The sequence below is a fragment of the Tenacibaculum maritimum NCIMB 2154 genome (assembly GCF_900119795.1).
GTDB lineage: Bacteria > Bacteroidota > Bacteroidia > Flavobacteriales > Flavobacteriaceae > Polaribacter > Polaribacter maritimus.
In genome coordinates this window covers 2,894,498-2,915,598 of the sequence record NZ_LT634361.1, presented here as the reverse complement: position 1 = coordinate 2,915,598, position 21,101 = coordinate 2,894,498, and the positions used below count along the sequence as shown (strand labels likewise).

Annotated in this window: 12 protein-coding genes; 4 read left to right on the top strand and 8 right to left on the bottom strand. The window is 33.8% G+C overall.

Annotated elements, in window-relative coordinates; all coding sequences use genetic code 11:
- Positions 1-150: 150 nt before the first annotated feature.
- The 5 genes from MARIT_RS12910 to MARIT_RS12890 all read right to left on the bottom strand — a co-directional run bounded on the left by MARIT_RS12910 (position 151) and on the right by MARIT_RS12890 (position 12,640).
- A complete protein-coding gene (locus tag MARIT_RS12910; protein WP_100211716.1) occupies positions 151-2,760 on the bottom strand; it encodes a sodium:solute symporter family transporter in 2,610 nt (869 codons plus the stop codon).
- Between the two features lie 304 nt (positions 2,761-3,064).
- A complete protein-coding gene (locus MARIT_RS12905; protein WP_100211715.1) occupies positions 3,065-9,820 on the bottom strand; it encodes an exo-alpha-sialidase in 6,756 nt (2,251 codons plus the stop codon).
- Between the two features lie 167 nt (positions 9,821-9,987).
- Positions 9,988-10,755: a creatininase family protein gene (locus MARIT_RS12900; protein ID WP_100211714.1), complete on the bottom strand. Its 768-nt coding sequence runs from the start codon at positions 10,753-10,755 to the stop codon at positions 9,988-9,990.
- Positions 10,756-10,788: 33 nt separating this feature from the next.
- Entirely contained in the window at positions 10,789-11,481 is a 693-nt protein-coding gene (locus MARIT_RS12895) for an SGNH/GDSL hydrolase family protein (RefSeq protein WP_024741551.1), read from the bottom strand.
- On the bottom strand, positions 11,462-12,640 hold the full coding sequence (locus tag MARIT_RS12890; RefSeq protein WP_100211713.1) for an AGE family epimerase/isomerase: 1,179 nt from the start codon (positions 12,638-12,640) through the stop codon (positions 11,462-11,464). The genes MARIT_RS12895 and MARIT_RS12890 overlap by 20 nt, the downstream gene beginning before the upstream one ends.
- A 119-nt stretch (positions 12,641-12,759) precedes the next feature.
- Between MARIT_RS12890 and MARIT_RS12885 the strand changes: the two genes are divergently transcribed.
- Positions 12,760-13,464, top strand: coding sequence for a FadR/GntR family transcriptional regulator (locus tag MARIT_RS12885; RefSeq protein ID WP_038025712.1), 705 nt, complete (start codon positions 12,760-12,762; stop codon positions 13,462-13,464).
- Between the two features lie 77 nt (positions 13,465-13,541).
- Here the strand turns inward: MARIT_RS12885 and MARIT_RS12880 are convergent, their stop codons facing one another.
- The 3 genes from MARIT_RS12880 to MARIT_RS12870 form a co-directional block, all read right to left on the bottom strand.
- Positions 13,542-14,450 (bottom strand): dihydrodipicolinate synthase family protein, encoded by a 909-nt coding sequence (locus MARIT_RS12880; RefSeq protein ID WP_024741553.1) that lies wholly within the window; start codon positions 14,448-14,450, stop codon positions 13,542-13,544.
- A gap of 70 nt (positions 14,451-14,520) precedes the next feature.
- Positions 14,521-15,987, bottom strand: coding sequence for a RagB/SusD family nutrient uptake outer membrane protein (locus MARIT_RS12875; protein WP_100211712.1), 1,467 nt, complete (start codon positions 15,985-15,987; stop codon positions 14,521-14,523).
- A 12-nt stretch (positions 15,988-15,999) separates the two neighbouring features.
- On the bottom strand, positions 16,000-19,254 hold the full coding sequence (locus tag MARIT_RS12870; protein ID WP_100211711.1) for a SusC/RagA family TonB-linked outer membrane protein: 3,255 nt from the start codon (positions 19,252-19,254) through the stop codon (positions 16,000-16,002).
- Positions 19,255-19,870: 616 nt separating this feature from the next.
- On the opposite strand from MARIT_RS12870, the gene MARIT_RS12865 reads away from it, so the two are divergent.
- Genes MARIT_RS12865 through MARIT_RS12855 form a run of 3 tightly spaced genes read left to right on the top strand, consistent with a single transcriptional unit; the run spans position 19,871 to position 20,845 of the window.
- Positions 19,871-20,206 carry a roadblock/LC7 domain-containing protein gene (locus MARIT_RS12865; RefSeq protein ID WP_100211710.1) on the top strand — a complete coding sequence of 112 codons (336 nt, stop codon included), beginning with the start codon at positions 19,871-19,873 and terminating at the stop codon, positions 20,204-20,206.
- A gap of 35 nt (positions 20,207-20,241) precedes the next feature.
- A complete protein-coding gene (locus tag MARIT_RS12860; protein WP_024741557.1) occupies positions 20,242-20,616 on the top strand; it encodes a hypothetical protein in 375 nt (124 codons plus the stop codon).
- Complete coding sequence (locus tag MARIT_RS12855) at positions 20,606-20,845, top strand: hypothetical protein (protein ID WP_100211709.1); 240 nt, start codon at positions 20,606-20,608, stop codon at positions 20,843-20,845. The genes MARIT_RS12860 and MARIT_RS12855 overlap by 11 nt, the downstream gene beginning before the upstream one ends.
- Positions 20,846-21,101: the final 256 nt, after the last annotated feature.

The following is a 21,101-nucleotide window of genomic DNA, read 5'->3' as shown; positions in this document are numbered from 1 at the left end:
TTAGGCGTTATTCTAGGTTGAAAACATGTAAATAGCCGATGGTTAGTAGGAAGTATCAAGCTCCTGTTAACATCAAGCGGTACTTTTACTAAAAGAAAACAAAGCCATAGCATGATACTACGGCTTTATTATAAAAATAAATACAGTAATTTAGCGAGTACCAGAAGGCTTTTCAGTAAAGATAAAACTGAATAAGTATCCGAAGCCAAAGCACGAAACCACTCCAAAGAAAGAGTACATCAAAAAATTAATTTCCGTAAAATTACTAACATACCATATCAAAATAGCACTACAAAGTAACCCTAGTAAAGTACCTTTTGCCGTTGCTCTTTTAGTAAGCATCCCTAAGAGAAACATTCCTCCAAGTCCTCCAGTAAACAGACCTAAATAACGATAAAATTGATCCCAAAGAGATTTAATATTTGAGCTAGCCATCCAAAGCGCCAATAAAACCCCTAAGATACCAGTAGCAACAGTAACCATTCTAGCTATTTGGAGCAATTTTACATCACTTACATTAGGCTTAAAGTGAGCATAAAAGTCATTACAGTAAGCCGTAGATACAGAGTTAAGGCTGCTACTAATACTAGACATGGCAGCAGAAAAAATTCCTGCAACTAATAACCCTGAAACCCCTATTGGTAGCTCATGCACGATATACCAAGGAAAAATAGAATCGTTATTAGAAATAGCAGGAGACAATGCACTAGGCATTTCACTATAAAATATAAAAAGCAATGTTCCTATACCAAAAAAAATGATACTAGCAGGCAACGTAAGAACGGCATTGGTATATAGTGTTTTTTGAGAATCCTTTACATTAGTACTTGTTAAAAAACGTTGCACGATGGTTTGATCTGTTCCTTGCGTAACCATAGCAGATGCCAACCCACCAATAAGCACCACCCAAAAAGTAGCTTCTGTAAAATCAAAGTTGGTATTAATAACATTGAATTTGTTTTTTTCTGAAGCATACCTAATCATATCATTAAAAGAAGCCTCTGTATGAAGTAGAATCCATACTACAGCCAACACACTTCCTCCAAGAAGAACAATCACCTGCATTACATCCGTCCATATAACAGCTTCTATTCCTCCAAAAGCAGTATAAAATATACATAAGAACCCCATAATCAAAATGCTAGCTTCTACGGGAATCCCTGTAACAATTGAAATGGCTAAAGAAGGAAGTAATAATATAATTCCTATTCTTCCTAATTGAAATAAGATAAATGATAAACTACCAAAAGCCCGAGCAGTATAATTAAATCTGTCCTCAAGGTATTCATAAGCAGTTTTTATTTTTAATTTATTAAAAAAAGGAATAAAGATAAAGGCAATTACAGGGGTAATTAAAATAGCGGTAATATTAAGAAAAAAGAAAGCCCAATCAGTAGTAAATGCCTTGGCTGGAATAGCCATAAAAGTAATTGCACTTAACAAAGTTCCGAATACGCTTAACCCTGATGCCCACCAAGGAACACGACCGCCACCAGTAAAATAATCATCAGTAGATTTTTGCTTTCTAGCAAAATAAAGCCCTATCAAAACAGAAATGAATAAATACAAAACAAGAACGCTGTAATTTATAAAACCGAAAGCATGTTCGGTATCTGTAATTTTAAATTGTTGCACCTTTGGAGTACGAATTCCAGGAGAAATTTCTCCTGAAATGATAGTAAAATCATTGCCACTTTTAAAAGAAAGCGCAGTAACAGGTAGCTTGGTGGCAAGGCTATCATATACAAACCACTTTTTAGTAATAGTATTATAAGCTAAAATATTTTTAGAAAAACCAGGATGATTGTTAAGAATGGTATTTTTTTGTTGCTGTAGCACCGTAGCCAAACTATCATTAGGAACTGTTTTTAATTGCAATGCCAAATTTTCTAATCTATCAAACAGTACCTCGTCTCCTCCACCATATAACACCACTCCCATGGATCCAATAGCTGCTGCGGATGCTCCCATCAATACGTTGGTTTTTCCGTCAATTACAATATCTCCTTCATTTTTCCAAGTATGTTTTTTTAAGTCATAAGACAAATAATTAGTAAGTGTTTGTGATTTTTTTCCAGCAACTTGATTTCTTCCACCAAATACAAACAGTTTTTTAGAGGTAGATGTTTCCTGAGCAACAGCACAATGAAGAGCTCTTGGCAACCCGGGGAAATCCACTAGTTTTTCCCAACGTTTTTTATTTTTAAGGTCCAGTCTGTAAAAAGAATTGGTACTTCTATGCATATTTTTACCCCCCATAACATACACATAGCCATCAACCAAAACAGCAGCGGTATAAGCTAGCGGTTCGGGTAAGCTTGGATACGCTATAACCTTTACCTGATCAGAAGCAGGAGTATAAGTAAGTAAGAAAACTTTATTACTTGTAAAAGTAGCATTATTTCCGCCAATAGTTAAAATGCCGTCTTTAGTAGAAACAGCAGCAGCATAGGCTAGAGGAATGGGAAGCTTTGTTGCAGATTGTTTCCAAACGTTATTTTTGAGTACGTAAATATTTTTATACCAAACTTTTTTGCCCCCTTCCCAAGGCAATCCGTTAGGAAAGTTAGCTCCTCCAGCAGCTAAAATAACACCGTTATGAGTGCCGCCTAGCATTCCCGCATAACCTAGTGATTTAGTTCCTTTTTTTAAAGCAGGTATCTTAGGAAGATCTGTAATTTTTAATTTAGCTTGTCCAAAAGATGAAATAAAAGATAAAAAGATAAGAGTTATCGTTACTATATGTTGAATTTTCTTCATTTTAGTCAGGTTGATTAGTGATTAAGGAGTTTTTTGAGGTTCCAGTTACCATCATTTTGCGAATATAGTTATAATTTTAAATGTATTATGTATAACATAATGGTATTTTTATAGGTTTTATAAGGGAAAGAAAAGGTATTTTATAACCGTATGATAAAAGAAAGAGGAGCGGCGATAAAGCGTTGCGCCAAAACGATTGCGATAGCAGGTCTTTTTCTTTAAGAAGAAGTTTTTATTGAAGATCTTAATAAGATACTCTGTAAGTATAAAAAAGCGAACCTCCATGGAGGTTCGCTTTTGTTTTTTAGTTGAAAGTTATTCTACTTACGAATTGCTTATTATTATTTGTTATATGCAATATATATACGCCTGAATCCACTCCTTTAAAAGAAAGTGTTTCAGAGAAGTAAGACGAAGTATTTTTATAAAGTTTCTCTTCAATAAGCCTACCGTTCATGTCTAATAATTTAACGGATATATTACCGATACCCTCAGTTTTAAATCCTAAATTAAAAGTACCTTTTGAAGGAATAGGGTATAAGCTAAAATTATCAAAAGAGTAGCTTTTAGTACTTGCTGTTGGTTTTTTAATAGCAATGGTATAATCTTCAATTTCTCCATAAGAAAAGGTGCCACAAGCAGTTGGAGCTCCAGAATTAGCTTGAGTAGCCTCCTCTGTTTTATAAGCAACTCTAAATCGAGTAGGCCCCTCAATTGCCGAAGTAGGGATAACGAGTCCGTTGCTAAATTGATAAGTATTTGAAGTATAAGTATCCGATGACCAGTTTTCCATATTTTCCCCTTCATCATTAAAATCTCCATCGCCATTAAAATCAGCCCAAAAAGCAACAAACTTTCTATCATTGCTAGTATTTGTGGTTGTAAAGCTAATTCTGTAGGTAGTACCTGCATTCAAACTAGGTATTGCAATAGCTGTTTGGTCATCATAACCAACTTCTTCAGAAGCATTATCTAACAAGGTGCTTCCAGTACCAGTATGATCTATAATTTGCAAACGAGTAATTCCTCCTGAATTCGGATTCGGGTTTGTAGTAGATTTACAATAAGATAATGACTTAAAAGTATCTGTATTATCCGTTAAATCTTCTAAGGAGAAACGTTTAAAACGCAACCCTTTTGTACTAGCTACTTCATATAAAACGCCTATTTTACCATTGTCAAGTACTGTTAAACAAGAGTAACCGCCTCCGCCAAATTGATATAGTTTTGAATACGCCCAAGTTTGTCCTTCATCGTAGCTAATTCTTACCGTATTGTTAGACCTAGAAGAGGTACTTGCAGGATTAGAAAAAAGCAATCGGTTTTTGTCATATCCATCCAAGGTAGAAGTATATCGTATGAGGTTACCTTGCACATAAGGATCTATTAACGTAGGCGCTGCTACAGGAGCTGTCCATGTAGCACCAAAATCAGCAGTATAACTAATTGCTCTAGCGTTGTAACCTAGGCTATTTCTAGAGTTCATCATTAACCTACCATCATTTAATTCTTCGATAGTATTTTCATTGAAGTTACCAACAGTAGTTCCAGCACTTCTTTTCCATGTAACTCCATGATCTGTACTGTATATAAAAGCCCCTTTTAGTCCTGAAGCACTGCTTGTAGTTGAAATCACAATAGGAATTAATAAAGTACCATTACGCATTTGTATCCCTCTACCAGCGCCTGCCCAAACAGCTAGCTCTGTAGGTTTTTTTACAGCATCGGTAATATCAATGTAATCAGACCAAGTGAGGCCATCATCATCGCTATATACATACCTAGTATGAAAAGAATTCGGGCTAGAAGTATCAGGATCTGCATGGAAAATGGTTTTATGGAGTGAGTAAATATAGAACAAGTATATTCTTCTTGTAGCTTTATCTACTACTGTAGAAGCATCTCCACTATGACTTGTAATGGCGGTAATAGAAGGTCCCCAAGTATTTCCGTTATCTGTACTTCGTCTTAAAACAATGTTTACATCAGCAGGAACATCAGCGGAATTTTCCAAACGTTCATCAGCAAAAGCCAATAAAGTCCCTTTATTACTTGTAATCAACGAAGGAATTCTGAATGTATGAGGCGTACCACTTGTAGAAAAAGGAGTTCCAGAGCTTACAAAAAGATCTTTTGTAACCTCGGGAGTAATTGAAGGAGGAACTGCTGATATGTTTAAAGTGATATCCTCCACTTCACCATTTGCTATGGTATCACAAGGTAAAGGATGGCCCGAGTTTGTAGCAATAGATTCAGACTTTAACATTACGCGTAATCGGGTGTCTCCTATACTAGCAGTGTTAGGAATTGTAAGGTGTTCATAAGTTACAGACCCAGCTCCAGTTGTTTTTTCATCTCTAATGATTTGCTCTCCAGCATCATCGAAATCACCATCTTTATTAAAGTCTGCCCAAACAGCAACATAAGTCCTGTAAGCAGTACTATTATCCTCAATATTTAAAGTAAGTGCGTAATCCAACGTTTGGATTACAGAGCAAGTATATTGCGTTCTATCTGCATACCCTTCATTGCCAGAAGTCCACCCAAAAACTTGACTACCTCCTTGTTCATTTATTTGCAACCTACTTATATAAGCTTGAGAAGAGGGCGTTATAGTAGGTTTTCCACAGTAAGGAAGAGAGGCAAATTCTACGATATAATCCTCTATTTCGCCATTTGTAAAACTATCACAAGGATTGGATGCTGAGTTGCTAGCTTTAAGCGCTATTCTCATTCTTGTTTTTCCAGGAAGCGCATTTTCAGCAACTTTTTTATTAGAAAATAATAAATCAGTATTCGTATAGGAATTAGATCCCCAGCCTAAAAACAACTCATCAGTAGGATGAAATACACCATCTTGATTATAGTCAATCCATATATCTAAACGTTTTGGGGCCAAAGCGGTTGGATTTCCTGCACCAATATTAAGTGTATAATTTTCTCCAGGAGTCATTTGTATGATTTTAGAAGTATGATCTTCATAACCTACATTACCCGAAGAAACATCAAAGGCTGGGGAAGTATTAAATTTCACATAGTCAATAAACACGGCATTTGAAGAAGCCATTGCATTAGGAGTACAGTAGGTAACATGGTCTGTTTCTGTCATTCCTTTGGTAAAACCAACAGCCCCCACTTTAGTATTAGCATCTACAATCCAAGGACCTCTGTAAGGTATTGAAGTAGCAGGGTAGTTGTCATCCAAAATATATGTTAATTGATCACTATTTGAGATATCTCGCCCAGAAAACGATAAACGCACTCTTTTAGGATTTCCACTAACAAGTTCTATTTCTGAGATAGCAGAGGTTCTAGTTTTATTGATAGCAAAAGCATAATCTTTAATAGCATAAGTGTTACCATTAATAGTTAAATCAGGTTGAATTTCCACATTTTTATCAAATTCTATGACCAAGCTATTGGCAGATTCACGTAAAACTTTTACCAATTTAGGAGCTTCATAGTTAACGGTGGCGCCGTAAAAGTCATACGCTGCTAATTTACTGATCCAATTCGCTAAAGACTTATAAGCATGTTCATGATAATGACATCCATCTGTTAAAAAGTAGTTTCCATCAGGTTGTTTTGGATCAGGAGAAAAACCATGACGGGTAAGTATTCGTGTATTTGGAGTTGCTGCTACAAATTGTCTTTGAGCCTCTCTAATTGTTTGGTGTCCATTTGAAGAATTACATCCTGGAGGGGTTTGTATTAAGTAGAATTTATTGAAATTATAATCGGACTTCAAAGAATTATACAATTGATTTAAAGCTGTTTTATAAGCAGCAGTAGTATCTCCAGCATTATTTTCGCCTTGATCCCAAATAAAAGCTTTTACCGCATCTTTTAATCCAGAATTTTCTAAACGATACTGTAACCTTCCATAAGGTTTATCAAGATCATTATTGGTAGTTTTTTGATAAAAAGAGATCGCACCGCCTCCTCCAGCTCCGTTGATGATAGCAATAGGAACATTTTCAGAGCTTACTAGATGGATTCCTATATTAATACCCAAAACACCAACCATTCCGTTACCAACATACTCGCCGTTAAGAAGGTTAGGAGCTTTTCCACGAGCTAAAAACCAATCTGTATTGGAAGCTTCTGGTTGGATTGCTGGTTTATTATACACATGCATTGCCCCTATAGTTCGTACCCATTTTGCGCTTGCAGGAAGGTCTTGATCGTTATAAGCATTATCGTAGTCAATTGCCCAAGCATTTGATTGTCCGTTTATGACATATACGTCACCAGCGGTAATGTGCGTACTTTTTTTAACAAGTGTTTCAACGCCAGCAGTAGATTTAGCAAATAGTTCTATGGAATAATCATGTAAAATAGCGTCAATTTCTACGGTAAATGAAAAGTTAGTTTGAGCCTCCATGGCAATTCTAGAAACAATTCCATTAGGCCTGTAAACTTTCGTAATTAGACTATCAACAGCATTGGTAGCAGTTCCTGCAATAGTAACCAAAGCTTTATTATTAGCTCCTCTAGGATATAGTTGATATTTTTTAGGAAAAGCATTCAGTATAATAGGAGTCGATTCGTTTGTAGTTACTGAAACTTCATTGGTTGGATTTGCAACTCCTCCAGAATTATAAGCCTTAACCACATAATAATAAGTACTGTTTAAGGAAGTACTAAGATCTGTATATGTAGTTGTATCGGCAGGTACTTTAGCTATTAAAGTATATCCAGTTCCATTAGTAGTTGATCTATAAATTTCAAAGCCTAATTCAGTAGTTGCATTATCTTTCCAAGAAAGGTTTACAGAATTACCAAAGTTAGAAGCTGTTAAATTAGAAGCGGCGTTAGGTACTGTTGCTTTCATATAAGAATCTGCTCCAGAGGTAAGCCAATCTAAACTAAATCGAGCATATACGATTTGGAAACCTCCGTTTTCTCTAGTTTCATAAAGCATTCCTATATCCCCATTTTCTAAAATAGTCATTGTGGTATAGTCCGCATTTCCAGCGTAAATTTGCTTTTGATAATTGCTAGGCCAAGTAACTCCTTCATCAATACTTAAATATACGTTTACATTTTTTCGAGGGCTGTTGTTGGTTCTAGCGTTAGAAAAAAGAAGTCGGTTCTTGTTGAAACCTTCATTAACAGAAGTATATCGGATTAAATCGGCATTATTACGAGGATCGGGCAGTTGAGTTTCTTGAGTTTGAGGAGACCACGTTGTACCTCCATCAGTAGATTTTGAAATATATCGATATCCGCCAGATCTTCTCATGTTCATGAGCAAATCACCGTTTGCTAATTCAACAACTTTTGATTCATCACCATCTCTAGAATAAGGAGTAGCTTTTTCGATAGACCAATTGTAGCCCCCGTCATCACTATAAATTAAGTGATTGCTTAGCGTTCTTGAAGAGTTTTGTCTAGAAGTAACAACGGCAATTAACCTACCAGATCTTGTTTGACTAAAACTACCAGAAGCTACCCATGACATATACCATCCAGTAGGATACACATCATCAGAAATATCAGAAGGAGTACTCCAGGTAAGTCCGTTATCACTACTTCTACTCATAAAAACGCGAGATCTATTACTAGGACTAGACCCAAATATTCCATTATAGCCTAAGTACAGAATAATAATATCTCCCGTATTTCTATCGGTGATAATAGCAGGATCAGAGGCACCTTCATGCACCCCATTAACCACGCCGAAGTCAGCTACAGTAATTTCATCCGACCACGTTTTACCTCCGTCTGTACTACGTTTTATAACAATATCTATATTGGTATTATCATTAAGATCTCCAAAAGCATAACGCTTATCAATAGCTGCAATAAGAGTGCCATCTAAAGCAGTAGTAATTGCAGGGATTCTATACCTAGCAGCTCCGTTGTCTCCATCTTTCCAAAGTTGATTGTGTTCCAATAGAATTAGCCTTGATCCGCTTACATTAGTTGTATTTAATGGTTCAATATTTCCTCCAACAGTTACTGTGTTTACAGCGGCATCCATAGTATCTCCTTCAATAGCAGTATTACTAATATCATAAGTAACCCAGAAATAGTTGTTTCCAAGGAGTAAATCTTGAGATCCATGTATTGTAATATCTCCGTTGCTAGGATTAGCAGTACCGAATAGAGTAGTAGTGCTTAAGGTTTTGTTACTACCAGTATAATACACTTTAATAGTATTGATGTTTGAAGGTTTTGTACCTGCCAGAGAAATATTTAAGGCCGTAGTTTTTAAAGGATTTAAACCTCCAGAGGTACTAATGTTAACTAGCGCAACACCTTCGTTTTGGTTGCCCTTTCCTACTGGTATTGTAGTTATATTACTTAATGTAGCACTTGAAAAAAACATGGTAGGATTGTTATGTTCTATAATGGAAGCACCTCCATACAAAGTACCAGTATGGCCATTTCCTGTAATATCAGGAACAGAAGTGCCCGTTACATTTTCAAAATTCCACGCAGCTAATAGATCGCTTTCTGAACCATTAAGAACAGTAGTCATGTCAGAAACTAAATCATTCTCTGTCATTGCTTTTGACCAAACCCTTACCTCGTCAATATTTCCGTTATAAAACCAAGAAGATTTTTTACCGACCGTAAAATTTGTTGCATTTGCAAAATTAGCCGTTGCAATTGAGCTTAAAGCTTTAGTATCTTGTAAATTTCCATCTACGTATATTTTAGAAGTACTTGTAGCTCTATTTACTACAAAAGCAACATGATGCCATAAACCATCTTGTACTACGGTTGTACCATATCCAGGTCCAGAACCAGTACCAGAAGTACTCCCTAAATTGGTAGCAAAAGTACCATTTGTATTTCTTACAAACATTTCATACCCAACACCATTGGTGTCGCGTTTGCTAAGAATGCGATAATAATCGCCAATAGCATTTGATCTTATCCGAGCAGTAACGGTAAAATCCTCACTAGAATCAATATCTAAATCTGAGTGATCCAAAACTTCCATAAAATCATTAACGCCATCTAGTTGAAGAAACTTACCAGATTGCGCATTTATAGAAGAGATACTGAGAAATAGAATGAGAAAGAATAAGGGTATCCTGTGTTTCATTTTGAAGGTATTTATTAATTAATATAACAAATGTAAGTATTATGTATGACATAAATAAGTTTTACTTTGCTTAAAATCAATAATATGAGGGTTGTTTTTTAATTTAGAATAAGATAAAGATCGGGTTTTTAGTAAGTTTAGAATTTTGCTCTTTAACAAACTATTAACTATTCATACATGTCATTTAAATCGGCGTGGTGCAACTCTTCTAGAAAAGAGGCTATTTTTTTAGTAACAAATTTAAAAAAAAGCTGTCCTTTTTCTTTAGTTGCTTTTTTAGGATTTCCAACCCCTGTATCTTTGGAAACAGCAGTCCATTGTCTTTGCGAAGAAACCCAACCTTCTTTCAAACCTTTTAATTTAAAACTCTTAGCATTTCCATTTCCAGCTTCCTTCAGAGGGAGTACAAGATCAGGAGTCAAATACATCATGGTTGCAGTTTCTAATTCTCCAGCATGATCTCCTGGTTCGTCAAAGTATTTTTCGGTATTTGTTATTTGCCACCAATTTAAAGAACAAATAAATACGCTAGGAAATTCAACAGATAATTCGCGTATAATTTGTTTAAAATTATTTCCTCCATGGGCATTAATAATAACCAATTTTAAAACTTTTTGCAGATTGAGAACATGTACGATATCTTTTAAAATAGCATGTTGAGTACTAGGATTCATATTCATACAAAGAGGAAGGTCTAATTGCCCAGTATTTACCCCAAAAGGAATGGTTGGAAGCACCATTACCTTAGCATTATTCTCGGAAGCGATTTTAGCAGCTTCAATACTTACTCTTTCTGCTTGAATATTATCTGTTCCATAAGGTAAATGATAATTATGAGGCTCTGTTGCTCCCCATGGTAGTATGGCTACAGTATGTTTTATTTCTTTAATTGTTTTGTAATTAGTTTCAGTTAGTACGTATGGTCTTGGTTTCATTTTAATAAATTTTTAATTAAGGCATGATAAGAATTAGTGTAACTTAAAAGTTTTTAAAAAAAATAAAATTTCATTAGCAATAAAGAAATGACCTTTGTTATTAGGATGCAATCCGTCGGGAAGCAGATTAAAAAGGTTGTTATTTGGTTCGTTATCATATGCTATTTCTTTTTCAAAAATATCAATTAGAGGTATTTTTTGGCTAACGCATATTTTTCTAATCAACTGGATATAATTTTGTAAGTTACTAGTAAGCCCATATCTTTCATTGGTAATATAGGGCGTTTTAAAGTACATTTTTTTAAAACTTTCATTCCAAAGTAGTACTCCAGGAGTCATTAAAATAATACGAGCATTTATCTTTTTAATATTATAAATAAAATATAATAAGTTATACGCATAGTGATCAGGTTCTACAGCAGGTTTTTTTAAATCAAGATCTTGCCTGATTGATTGATCATTTGCTCCAAATTGTATAATTACGAGATCTGGATTATGATGTAGTACATCTTTTTCGAATCTTATTTTGGCATCGTTCGTAGTATCTCCTGAAACACCTGAATTGATTATAATGATGTCTCTATTTAAAATTTTAGGGAGCTTTTCATCCAACCATGAAGTGTACGGTTTTAAAGAAGCATATTCTTTTGGGTAATCTTTAGAAGTAAAGGAAGCATCAGTGGTAGAATCACCAAAGCATACGATTTTATAGGGGAGATTTACCATAGTTATTTGCTTCTATTTTTTCAAAAGATTTCCAACATTGATACATTGCTCGAGGTACATGGAAACATCCTTTCCATTTCCCTCCTTTTAAATTTAATAAGACTTCTCCACGCCTGTTAAGATACCCGAACCATTCTCCATTTTTAGGATCCGAAAAGTGTGACCAAGTATATGCGTGTACTTTTTGATACCATTCCCAAATATCATTACGTTGAGTATGTTCATAAGCCTTTGATAAAGCAACTAAAGTTTCAAGATGAACCCACCACAATTTTTGATCCCACTCTAACTGCTGAAGAGGATGACCTTTGGCATCCATGAAATAAAAGATTCCTCCGTATTTGTTATCCCAGCTATGCTGTAAGATATTTAGAATTGTTTGAGTAGCTTGTTGAATTAATGCTTTGTCATTTTTTCTTACTGCAATGTCAATCATAAACCACATTGCTTCAATTCCATGACCAGGATTTAACAAGCGGCCGTTAAAACTATCGTGATGGCTTCCATCTGGAAGAACATTTTCATAAATTAATCCAGTATTTTTATCTAAGAAAATATTCATAACTTGATGAACACTGTAGTTTATTGTTTTTTCAACTTCTTGAGGGTCTAATATATCTTCTAGCTCTAACACTAAGTTAGAGAGTATCATAGGAAGTGAAAACCCTTTCAAAGCTCTTGCACCTGTATTTTTTTCATAATACCCTTTAGGAGCATCTTTGCGTTTTAATATATTGAAATAAGTATTAATAGCTAATGATTTTATTTCTTCGTCACCAGAAGCAATAGCGTATTGGCTAAAAGCCATGGCAGCAAAGCAATCAGAAAATATATTATAAGCCTCTACCAAGGGGGTTCCATCTGCCGTAGTAGAAAAATAGAAATCCCCATGCTTATTCATTCCATGTTTTTTTAAAAAATCGATACCTGATTTAGCTATAGATAACCATTTTTTATTAGGAGAAACATTATTATATAGCATTGAAAACATCCAAGCTTGCCTACCTTGTAACCAAATAAATTTGTCTGTATCATATACTTTTCCTTCGGTATTTATACAGGTAAAATATCCTCCATTTTTCTTATCTAGAGAGCATTTCTCCCAAAAAGGGAGGATATCATTAAGTAATGTGTTTTTATATAGATTTGATAGTTCCATATTTATTTGTTATATTAATATTGCTTATAGAGGTCATGTATAAACAACTATGTTATACATAATACAAATATATAATTTTATATATTTGTGCCGTATTTTTCAAGAAATTATATAGGATAATGAAAAAATTAACGAAGATAGCCCCACTCGAAACTTTATCGTTAGTTGATAAGGTGGAAATTCGATTGAAAGAATATTTCAAAGAGAATAAGTTAACAATAGGAGACTCTATACCCAAGGAGTTGGAATTTGCAGAAGCAATGGGGGTGAGCAGAACTGTTATAAGGGAAGCGCTCTTAAGATTAAGAACTATAGGTGTGATAGAGTCTAAGAAACATAAGGGAATGGTACTTACGCAACCAGATATCATTCAGAATTTTGAAAAAGCGATAGAGTATAACTTACTTGGAGATAAAGCATTAAAGGAAATTTTTGAATTGAGATTGACCTTAGAAATGGGTATGGCGGATATCCTATTTGCTAGAAAAACAGCAGAAGATATAAAGGAGCTTAACAAGATTGTAGAAAAAGAAGAAAAAGAAGAGCGAAATACAACTGTTTTTAGCTTAGAAAATGAAGTTGCTTTTCACGGAAAGCTATACCAAATGTCTAAAAATTCAACACTTCAACGTTTTCAAGAACTGTTATTACCTGTGTTTCAATATGTACATGATACTAAATTACCTAAGGCAAGGACTTATGAGTACTCTTCAGGTGAGTTTGTGACTCATAGAGATTTATTAAATATATTGACAACAGGAACGGCAGAGGAGTTTAGAAAAGCAATGCGTCAGCATTTAGAACCTCATTTTGCTTCTATATAAAGGTTTTTAAAAAAGCCAACAAAGCTATCTAATAAGTAAGCTAAGTTGGCTTCTAACCATAACTAAAACAAAAACCTTTATTTGCTGAACATAGTATCTAACAAACCTATATTGTCTAATTCTTTTTTAATAGTAATATAATCTTCATCGGTTAGAGTTGTATGAGGAAATCTGCTAGGACCACAATCTATACCTAGTGTTTTCATAAAACCTTTTCCCACTCCATTAAATCCACCTTTACGATCTAGTATTTCAACAAATCGAATAGCTTTTGTTTGGAGATCGGAAGCTTCAACTATAAGCCCTTTCTCAAATAATTCTTTGATTTTGTAGTATAAAGGAGCAAGATGATTATATGTACTTCCTACCCACCCAGTAGCTCCTATAGCTAAGCTATTTATAAAAATTTCGTCATAACCGAAAAGGATATTGAATTTTCCATTAGCTACATTTTTACTATGTTTATAATCAATAAGATTGTTATTTGTAAATTTGATTCCAGCTAATGTGGGAATTTCATATTGAGCTTTTTCTAGAAAAGCTTCCATGTTTAAATTTGCTCCAGACAAAATAGGAATATGATAATAATAAAAAGGTAGATCAGGAGCGCAGGCAGCAATTTCTTTACAATAAGTTATTAGCTTCTCAATACTATTTAATTTAAAATAAAAAGGGGCTAACGCAGCAATGGCATCCACTTTATCAGCAGCATGAGTGGCCAATTCTTTTGCAACTTTCAAACTAGGATCACCTACATGATCTATTAGATAAAGATCAGAAGATTTTTGTTTGGCCCAAGAAGAGGTAATTTCTTTACGTTCGCTTATCGATAAAGATGTAAAATCACCAGTAGAACCATTCATAAAAACACCTGCTACTTTATTTCTTATTAGAAACTGACTATAATCTTTTATGATAGAAGTATTTAAACATCCATTATTACTCATTGGGGAATAAGTAGCTGCAATTAAATTTTTAACTGTCATTTATTTTTTGAATTTTGATTAAAAAGAAGTAGGTCGCATTTTAAAAAACACGACCAGCTCCTTTATGAAATTAATAACCAGGGGTTTGTTTTAAATTTGAGTTTAATGATATTGTATTGGCAGATATTGGCCATAAATATTTTTCAGAATTTATGCCTACCATGTTATCGACGAAATTAGGAACTTTTCCAAATCGGATTAAATCGAACCATCTCTTTCCTTCAAAACCTAGTTCTAAAGCTCTCTCTCTTAAGATAGCAGTATCTACGCCAGTGGTATTCATTGCCCCATTATACGATGCTATTCCTGCTCTTGCTTTTATTTTGTTTAGTTCTGTGATGGCGTCAGGAGTGTTTCCTTGAGCATTTAAAATTTCAGCTTTTAAAAGGATCAATTCTGCAAATCTGTAAATTTTAACATCATCTGTAAAAACCCTAGTTTCTGGTCCAGTTTCTAGTCCTATAAACTTATTAAATACATGAGAGGATGTATTATCAGAGAAGGTGATGTCTAAAAAATAAAGAGACTCTCTTGTATCATTAGCTTCAAAATAAGACCTAAACTTCTTAGATGTAGTAAAAAACTGTGCAACTGTTTTTCCTTGAGGGTTTGATAGTAGGGGAGTGTTTTTTTGAGACTCTGGTGTTAAAAGATTGAAGAATTCACCACTTATAAGAAAGTCGGCCACCCAAAAAGGAGAGTTGGCTTGTTCTACTTGATTGTAATAAATAGAGAAAATATCTTCACTAGTAGCTTCAGTTGATCTAAATACCTCTGCGTAAGAAGAGTTTAAAGAAGCCCCGCTATTATTAATAGCATTGTTAATAGCTGTTAGAGCAGTTGTTAAATCAGTAGCTTTAGCATCTCTAACTTTAAATTTCCATAAAAAAACTTCAGCTTCCAACACATTCAGTGCAGGTTTAGAAATCGTATATTTAGAGGTAATAGTTTCAGAAGGAAATAAGCTTTTAGCAAGGTTGATATCATTTATTATTTGAGTATAAACAACATCGCTAGTAGTTCTTCCTTCAGGGAATATTTCGGGTTGTGTAGCGCTAGAAATTCCTTTAGTTATTAAAGGTACATCTCCCCAAATTCTAACCATATAAAAGTAAGTCATAGCTCTTAACGCTAAGGCTTCAGCTTTGATCTTATTTTTTTCTGCTTGGTTGGTAAATCTAATTGGATCTATATTGTTTAATAGTAAGTTGGTGCTATTAATTACTTTGTAAAATAAGCCCCAATCCGTACCAAGAGTATTTTGAGTAATTGTATTTCTATTTATGTCGCTACCAGCACCAAGGTTTCCTTGAACGATGAGGTCGGATCTCATGTCTCCATAAAGATAAAAAGTATTCGATACATTTCTAAAATTTACATAAGCACCATTTAAAGCTGCTTTAGCATCATCAGAAGTTGTATAGAAATTCGAGAAAGAAGTAGTACTTTCAGGAACGATATCTAAATCTGATTCGCAAGAGGTTGTTAATGCTATAACGATTGCGAAGGGAATTATATTTTTGAATATAAATTTCATAATTTTTCTATGTTAAAATTTAATATTTGCTCCAATTGAAAAGGTTTTGAAAGTAGGGTATTTACCAGCGTCAACTCCATTTGGAGTTGCTTCAGGATTGTATCCTCTATATTTAGTGAAGTAATGGAGATTTCTTCCAGAAGCATATAATTGGAAAGAATCGATATTAAGTTTCTTTAAAAATTCGAACTCTTTTAAAGTGTAAGAAAGTTTAATAGAACGTATGCTTAAATAGCTAGCATCTTCAACATATTGACTATTAGCGCCATGAAACGAATTTCCAATTCTTCTAATAACGCCGCTTCCTCCTCCGTCACCAGCATCATTAGGTCTGTGTATATTTCTCGCATTCCCAAAATCAAAGAAAACGAATCGAGGTGTATCGGTAATATCTCCTTGATTTTTCCATGAATTAAATAAGTCAGAAGTTCCGTTGATTCCTCCTTGAGATTGCCCATTCAATCGAACTCTATTATAGTTGAAAATTTCATGCCCCAAGGCAAAATCTAGGAAAACATCAAGTTCAAACCCTTTATATTTAAAATTATTTGAAATACCTCCCGTTACATCTGGAATAGCATTTCCTAATACAACCTGATCATCAAAATCAATTTGACCGTCGTTATTTGCGTCAAGCCATTTCACATCTCCACCAACTCTCTTTTGGTAATTGATACCATTATTACTAGTTCTATCAGCAGCAACTAAATCGTCAATTCCATCTGCGGCAGCTTCTGCATCGGTACGATATACTTTTACAAATTTCCAACCAATAATATTACCAAGAGATTCCCCTTCTGCAATACCCCCTATTCCTTGTAAGTTTCCAGAGGTATTTGCTCCTTGATTCTGATAAGTTAATCCTTGTATCCTGTTTTTAGCGTTATTATTTTCAGGTAATTTTAATACTTCATTGCTTGAAAAAGTAGCATTTATATTGGTGGTCCATGAGAAATTATCTGTATTAAAGTTTGTTGAAGTCAAACTAAACTCTAATCCTTTAAAAGCTACATCTCCGATATTTGTTTCAACGCTTTCAAAACCAGAAGTATTGGGTAGTGGCGTTGTAAAAAGTAAGTCGGTAGTAACCTTTCTGTAATAATCAAAAGAAAAGTTTAATCGAGACTCATACAAATTTAAATCAAAACCAATATCTGTTTGTGTGGTAGTTTCCCAACCTAAATCAACATTAGGAATTTGAGTAGGAACAGCTGCTGATTGCCCGTTATATTGTAAAGATGGATCTATGATTCCTTGTGATAAATAAAATCGATTTAAGTCATCAGAGCTTCCTACTTCATTGTTACCTGTTTGCCCCCAGCTAGCTTTTAATTTTAGGCTAGAAATGACATTATTGTCTTTTAAGAAATCCTCTTCTCCTATTCTCCATGCGCCAGATACGCTAGGAAAATACCCTGTTCTATTGTTTTTCCCAAAAATAGAGGAAGCATCCCTTCTCAAAGTAGCGGCAAGAATATATTTTCTATCATAATCATAGCTTAATCTTCCAAAATAACCAACCAATAAAGAGGACGCTCTAAGAGTTCTAGCGTCAAGAATTGTAGAAGAAGCATTGATTGTGCTAATATTGTCTGTTCCAGATCCAGTGCCAGAGATGGCTGTAAGAAAATTCTCATCGTCGATACTTGAAGCTCCTAGTAATACACTCATATTATGTCCTTCAAAAGATTTGGTATAGCCCAGTGTAGCTTCAAGTTGTTTTCTTAATGTTTCTAAAGAAGAATATTTAGCAGGTCTAGCAGCATTAAAAACATTTGATCTAATAAAGTTTTCCGTTGCTGCTTGGTTTTTAACATAGCTAGCATTAGCAGTAAGTATTAAACCTTTTAAAATAGTATATTTTAAAGTAGCTCCAATATTTAATTTTTCTCTTTTGGTTTCTCCAAAATTATTCATTACAAAATGTAAAGGAGTTTGGGATTTCTCACTAGTGCCAGGAGCAATAGTTCCATTATCAAAAAATTTGCGAACGGTAGGAGCTAACCTCAATGTACGTCCGAAGAATCTAGCAGATTCTTCAGGTTGATGTTGCTTACTGGTAATATAATTAAAGGTAGTATTTATATGTAGTTTTTCACTTACATCAAAATTAAGATTAGACTGCAAAGAAGTTCTTTCGTAATCTGTTCCTATAGCAACTCCTTCTTGATTAGCATTAGCAATACTAATATAATATCCAACTTTATCATTAGCGCCATCAATAGAGATATACGTATTTCTAAAGCTAGCTGATCTGAATAGCTCGTCTTCCCAGTTTGTAGAAGTGAAAATTAAGGACCTATTTGAAATAGGATCTTGTATAGATTGATATCCATTAGGAATTGATTCACCGGCTTCTAAAAAACGGGTAGAGCTATTTGAGGTAATGGAGTTACCTGTACCTGTTGGTTGAGCTCCACTACCAAAGGCAGAATTTTCATCTAAAAAAGATAATAGCAAGCCAGGTCTTTGTAGCCTTAAGAAATCAGCTCCATTCAAATAGTCTAGCTTTTTGTTTAAAGAGCTAAAAGAAGATCTTTGATTTATTTGGATACTAACTTTTCCTTTTTTTCCAGATTTCGTAGTAATAAGTACAACGCCATTAGAGGCTCTTGCTCCGTATATAGCGGCAGCGGCAGCGTCTTTTAGGACTTGCATGGTTTCTACATCGTCAGGATTAAAATCTTCTGCAGATCTTTGAATCCCGTCAATAATAAACAAAGGAGAACTTCCTTTATTGATAGAAGAACCTCCTCGTATAACAATATTGGGAGCCGCACCAGGTTGTCCGTTTGCAGTTTGTATAGTTACACCTGCTGTTTTTCCTTGTAAAGCACTTCCTACATCGGTTACGGATTGATTGTTTAGTTCTTTAGCAGAAACAGATCCAATGGAGCTTGATAATAGCTTTTTTGAACTTTTACCGTAGCCTATAACAACTACCTCGTCAAGATTTTGGCTATCTGGGGCTAAGCTTATGTTTATTGTGTTTTGAGTATCTACAGTAACTTCTTGAGTTGCGTACCCAATAAAACTAAAAGAAATAATATCTCCTTTATTCGCTTTAATAGCATAATTACCATCAAAATCAGTTTCTGTCCCCCTAACAGTACCTTTAATCATTACACTTGCTCCGGGTAAGGGGAATTTATCATCAGATGAGATAATGGTTCCTGTGATTGTTTTTTCTTGCCCAAAACTTGATGAAGGGATGGTGAATAACAAAATAAAGACCATATACATAATATGTAAGCTCTTTTTCTTCATTCTAATTGTGTTTAATTTGAATAGTTAATGTATGTTTGTATTATGTAATACATAAAACAATATTATGATAAAAAATCAAAGTGGCAAAATATTTAGTTGTAAAATTGAAATAAACGAAATTTGTACAAGTATTTATGAGTTGTTTTTAGTACTTTTGGCAGTAGTAAATTCGTTTTCTTAAAAAGAAGATTTTTCTAGATAGATTGTAACTAAACTTTAGTTATAAACTCGGGGTTGCTTGGCTATGAAGTTTGTATAAAAAATACCAGATTTAGACTTAAATGCAGAAGGTGTATTTTTTGTAATGACGTTTTTAATTAAAAAAAGATTTTTTTAAAGATTATTTGTAAAGTGCGCTTGATAGTACTTTATATTTTTTTTCGGATTTCATTCGTGTAATGTATTGTTTTTTAGCCTGTTGGAGGTCTTTGGTGTTTTTTATTTGTAAAGATTCTAAATTTGTTTTTATCATAAAAAACTATGATAGATTTAAATCTTATTGATTAAAAAATGTTAATTTTGCGTTAAGTTTACGTTCCCTTTGCAAACTAAACAAATATATTGCTAACAATATTATATACTATATTAACAATTTTAAATAAAAAAGACACCTTTAATGAATTTAGAAGAATTGTACGTAAACACAAAGTCTAGGGCACTTTTATTGATAAATAAAGAAGGACTAATAGTGGAATCGTATAGTGGTACAGACGGAGATTATACTAATGAATTTTCCGCAGTAACTAAAGTTGTAATTAACATGCTAGATAGTTTTTTTACAGAGGTTTTAATGATAGACCCTCTTGATGAAATTATTATAAAAACCAAGATACACCATTTCTTTATTAAGAAATGTGACGCAGAGCATGTATTATGCGTCATATCAGATAAAGGTGTTAATACTAGCTTGATTAATTTGTCTTTGAAGAAGTATCTCAAAGAAGTAAAGTAGCAAATAATAATAATTAAATATATATCCTTATTACAATGACAGAAATTTTAAACGACTTAGTGTCAAACGTGAGTAAAAATGTGCCTGGCTATGTTGCTTTAAGTGTAACAGAATTAGATTCAGGGGAAGCATTAGTTGCAGATTCTGCGGTGGCAGATTTTGATCCTGTGATAGCGTCTGCTTATAACTTGGAAGTTGTAAAGTCAAAATTAAATGCAATTAGAGCATTAGGGCTAGATGAAGAAATTAAAGATATAACCATTACTCTATCTTCGCAAATTCATATTATTAGTATAGCTCCGAAGGGGGGGTATTTCATTTACTTAGCAGTTGACTCTAGTAAAGCAAACATAGCTATCACTAGAACATTATTGAATAAATATAAAGCGGAATTAAATAATGCAATATAAGCCAGTAGAATTATCGGAAAATGATATAGATGAGAAAATGATGTCTATTTTGACATTTGCTCAAAACGAATACAAAAGAATATTTGGAGTTATGGAACCTGAGGAGGAAGTTGTGGAGGATGAAATAACCAAAAAGGATAAGAAAATAACGCATAAAGTATATGATTTCTTATTTGAACCTAAGTATGATAGCATATTAAATATTTTTCCGAAAAAAAAATCCTCATAAATTTACTACCACTACTACTGTGGCTACTATATTTTTAGTAGAAAGTAAAGTATAGGACTAAAACTACTAGCAAGTAACCTAACAACTTATTCAGAACCCCCATATTAGAGTTCTTTAATAAGTTGTTAGGTTATTTTTTTAACTTTTTTGTTCCAATTTATTTATAGTTTCTAGGGTAAGGTTGAAAGCTTAATTTTTTAAACTTTACTTATTGTAAAATGAGTAAAATTGCTCTTAAATTGTATATTTGGCGATT

Coding starts and splice junctions, on each gene's coding strand:
- MARIT_RS12880 (WP_024741553.1), bottom strand. CDS start 14,450: ATGACAGTTAAAAATTTAATTGCAGCTACTTATTCCCCAATGAGTAAT.
- MARIT_RS12860 (WP_024741557.1), top strand. CDS start 20,242: ATGACAGAAATTTTAAACGACTTAGTGTCAAACGTGAGTAAAAATGTG.
- MARIT_RS12875 (WP_100211712.1), bottom strand. CDS start 15,987: ATGAAATTTATATTCAAAAATATAATTCCCTTCGCAATCGTTATAGCA.
- MARIT_RS12870 (WP_100211711.1), bottom strand. CDS start 19,254: ATGAAGAAAAAGAGCTTACATATTATGTATATGGTCTTTATTTTGTTA.
- MARIT_RS12905 (WP_100211715.1), bottom strand. CDS start 9,820: ATGAAACACAGGATACCCTTATTCTTTCTCATTCTATTTCTCAGTATC.
- MARIT_RS12910 (WP_100211716.1), bottom strand. CDS start 2,760: ATGAAGAAAATTCAACATATAGTAACGATAACTCTTATCTTTTTATCT.
- MARIT_RS12855 (WP_100211709.1), top strand. CDS start 20,606: ATGCAATATAAGCCAGTAGAATTATCGGAAAATGATATAGATGAGAAA.
- MARIT_RS12900 (WP_100211714.1), bottom strand. CDS start 10,755: ATGAAACCAAGACCATACGTACTAACTGAAACTAATTACAAAACAATT.
- MARIT_RS12895 (WP_024741551.1), bottom strand. CDS start 11,481: ATGGTAAATCTCCCCTATAAAATCGTATGCTTTGGTGATTCTACCACT.
- MARIT_RS12885 (WP_038025712.1), top strand. CDS start 12,760: ATGAAAAAATTAACGAAGATAGCCCCACTCGAAACTTTATCGTTAGTT.
- MARIT_RS12890 (WP_100211713.1), bottom strand. CDS start 12,640: ATGGAACTATCAAATCTATATAAAAACACATTACTTAATGATATCCTC.
- MARIT_RS12865 (WP_100211710.1), top strand. CDS start 19,871: ATGAATTTAGAAGAATTGTACGTAAACACAAAGTCTAGGGCACTTTTA.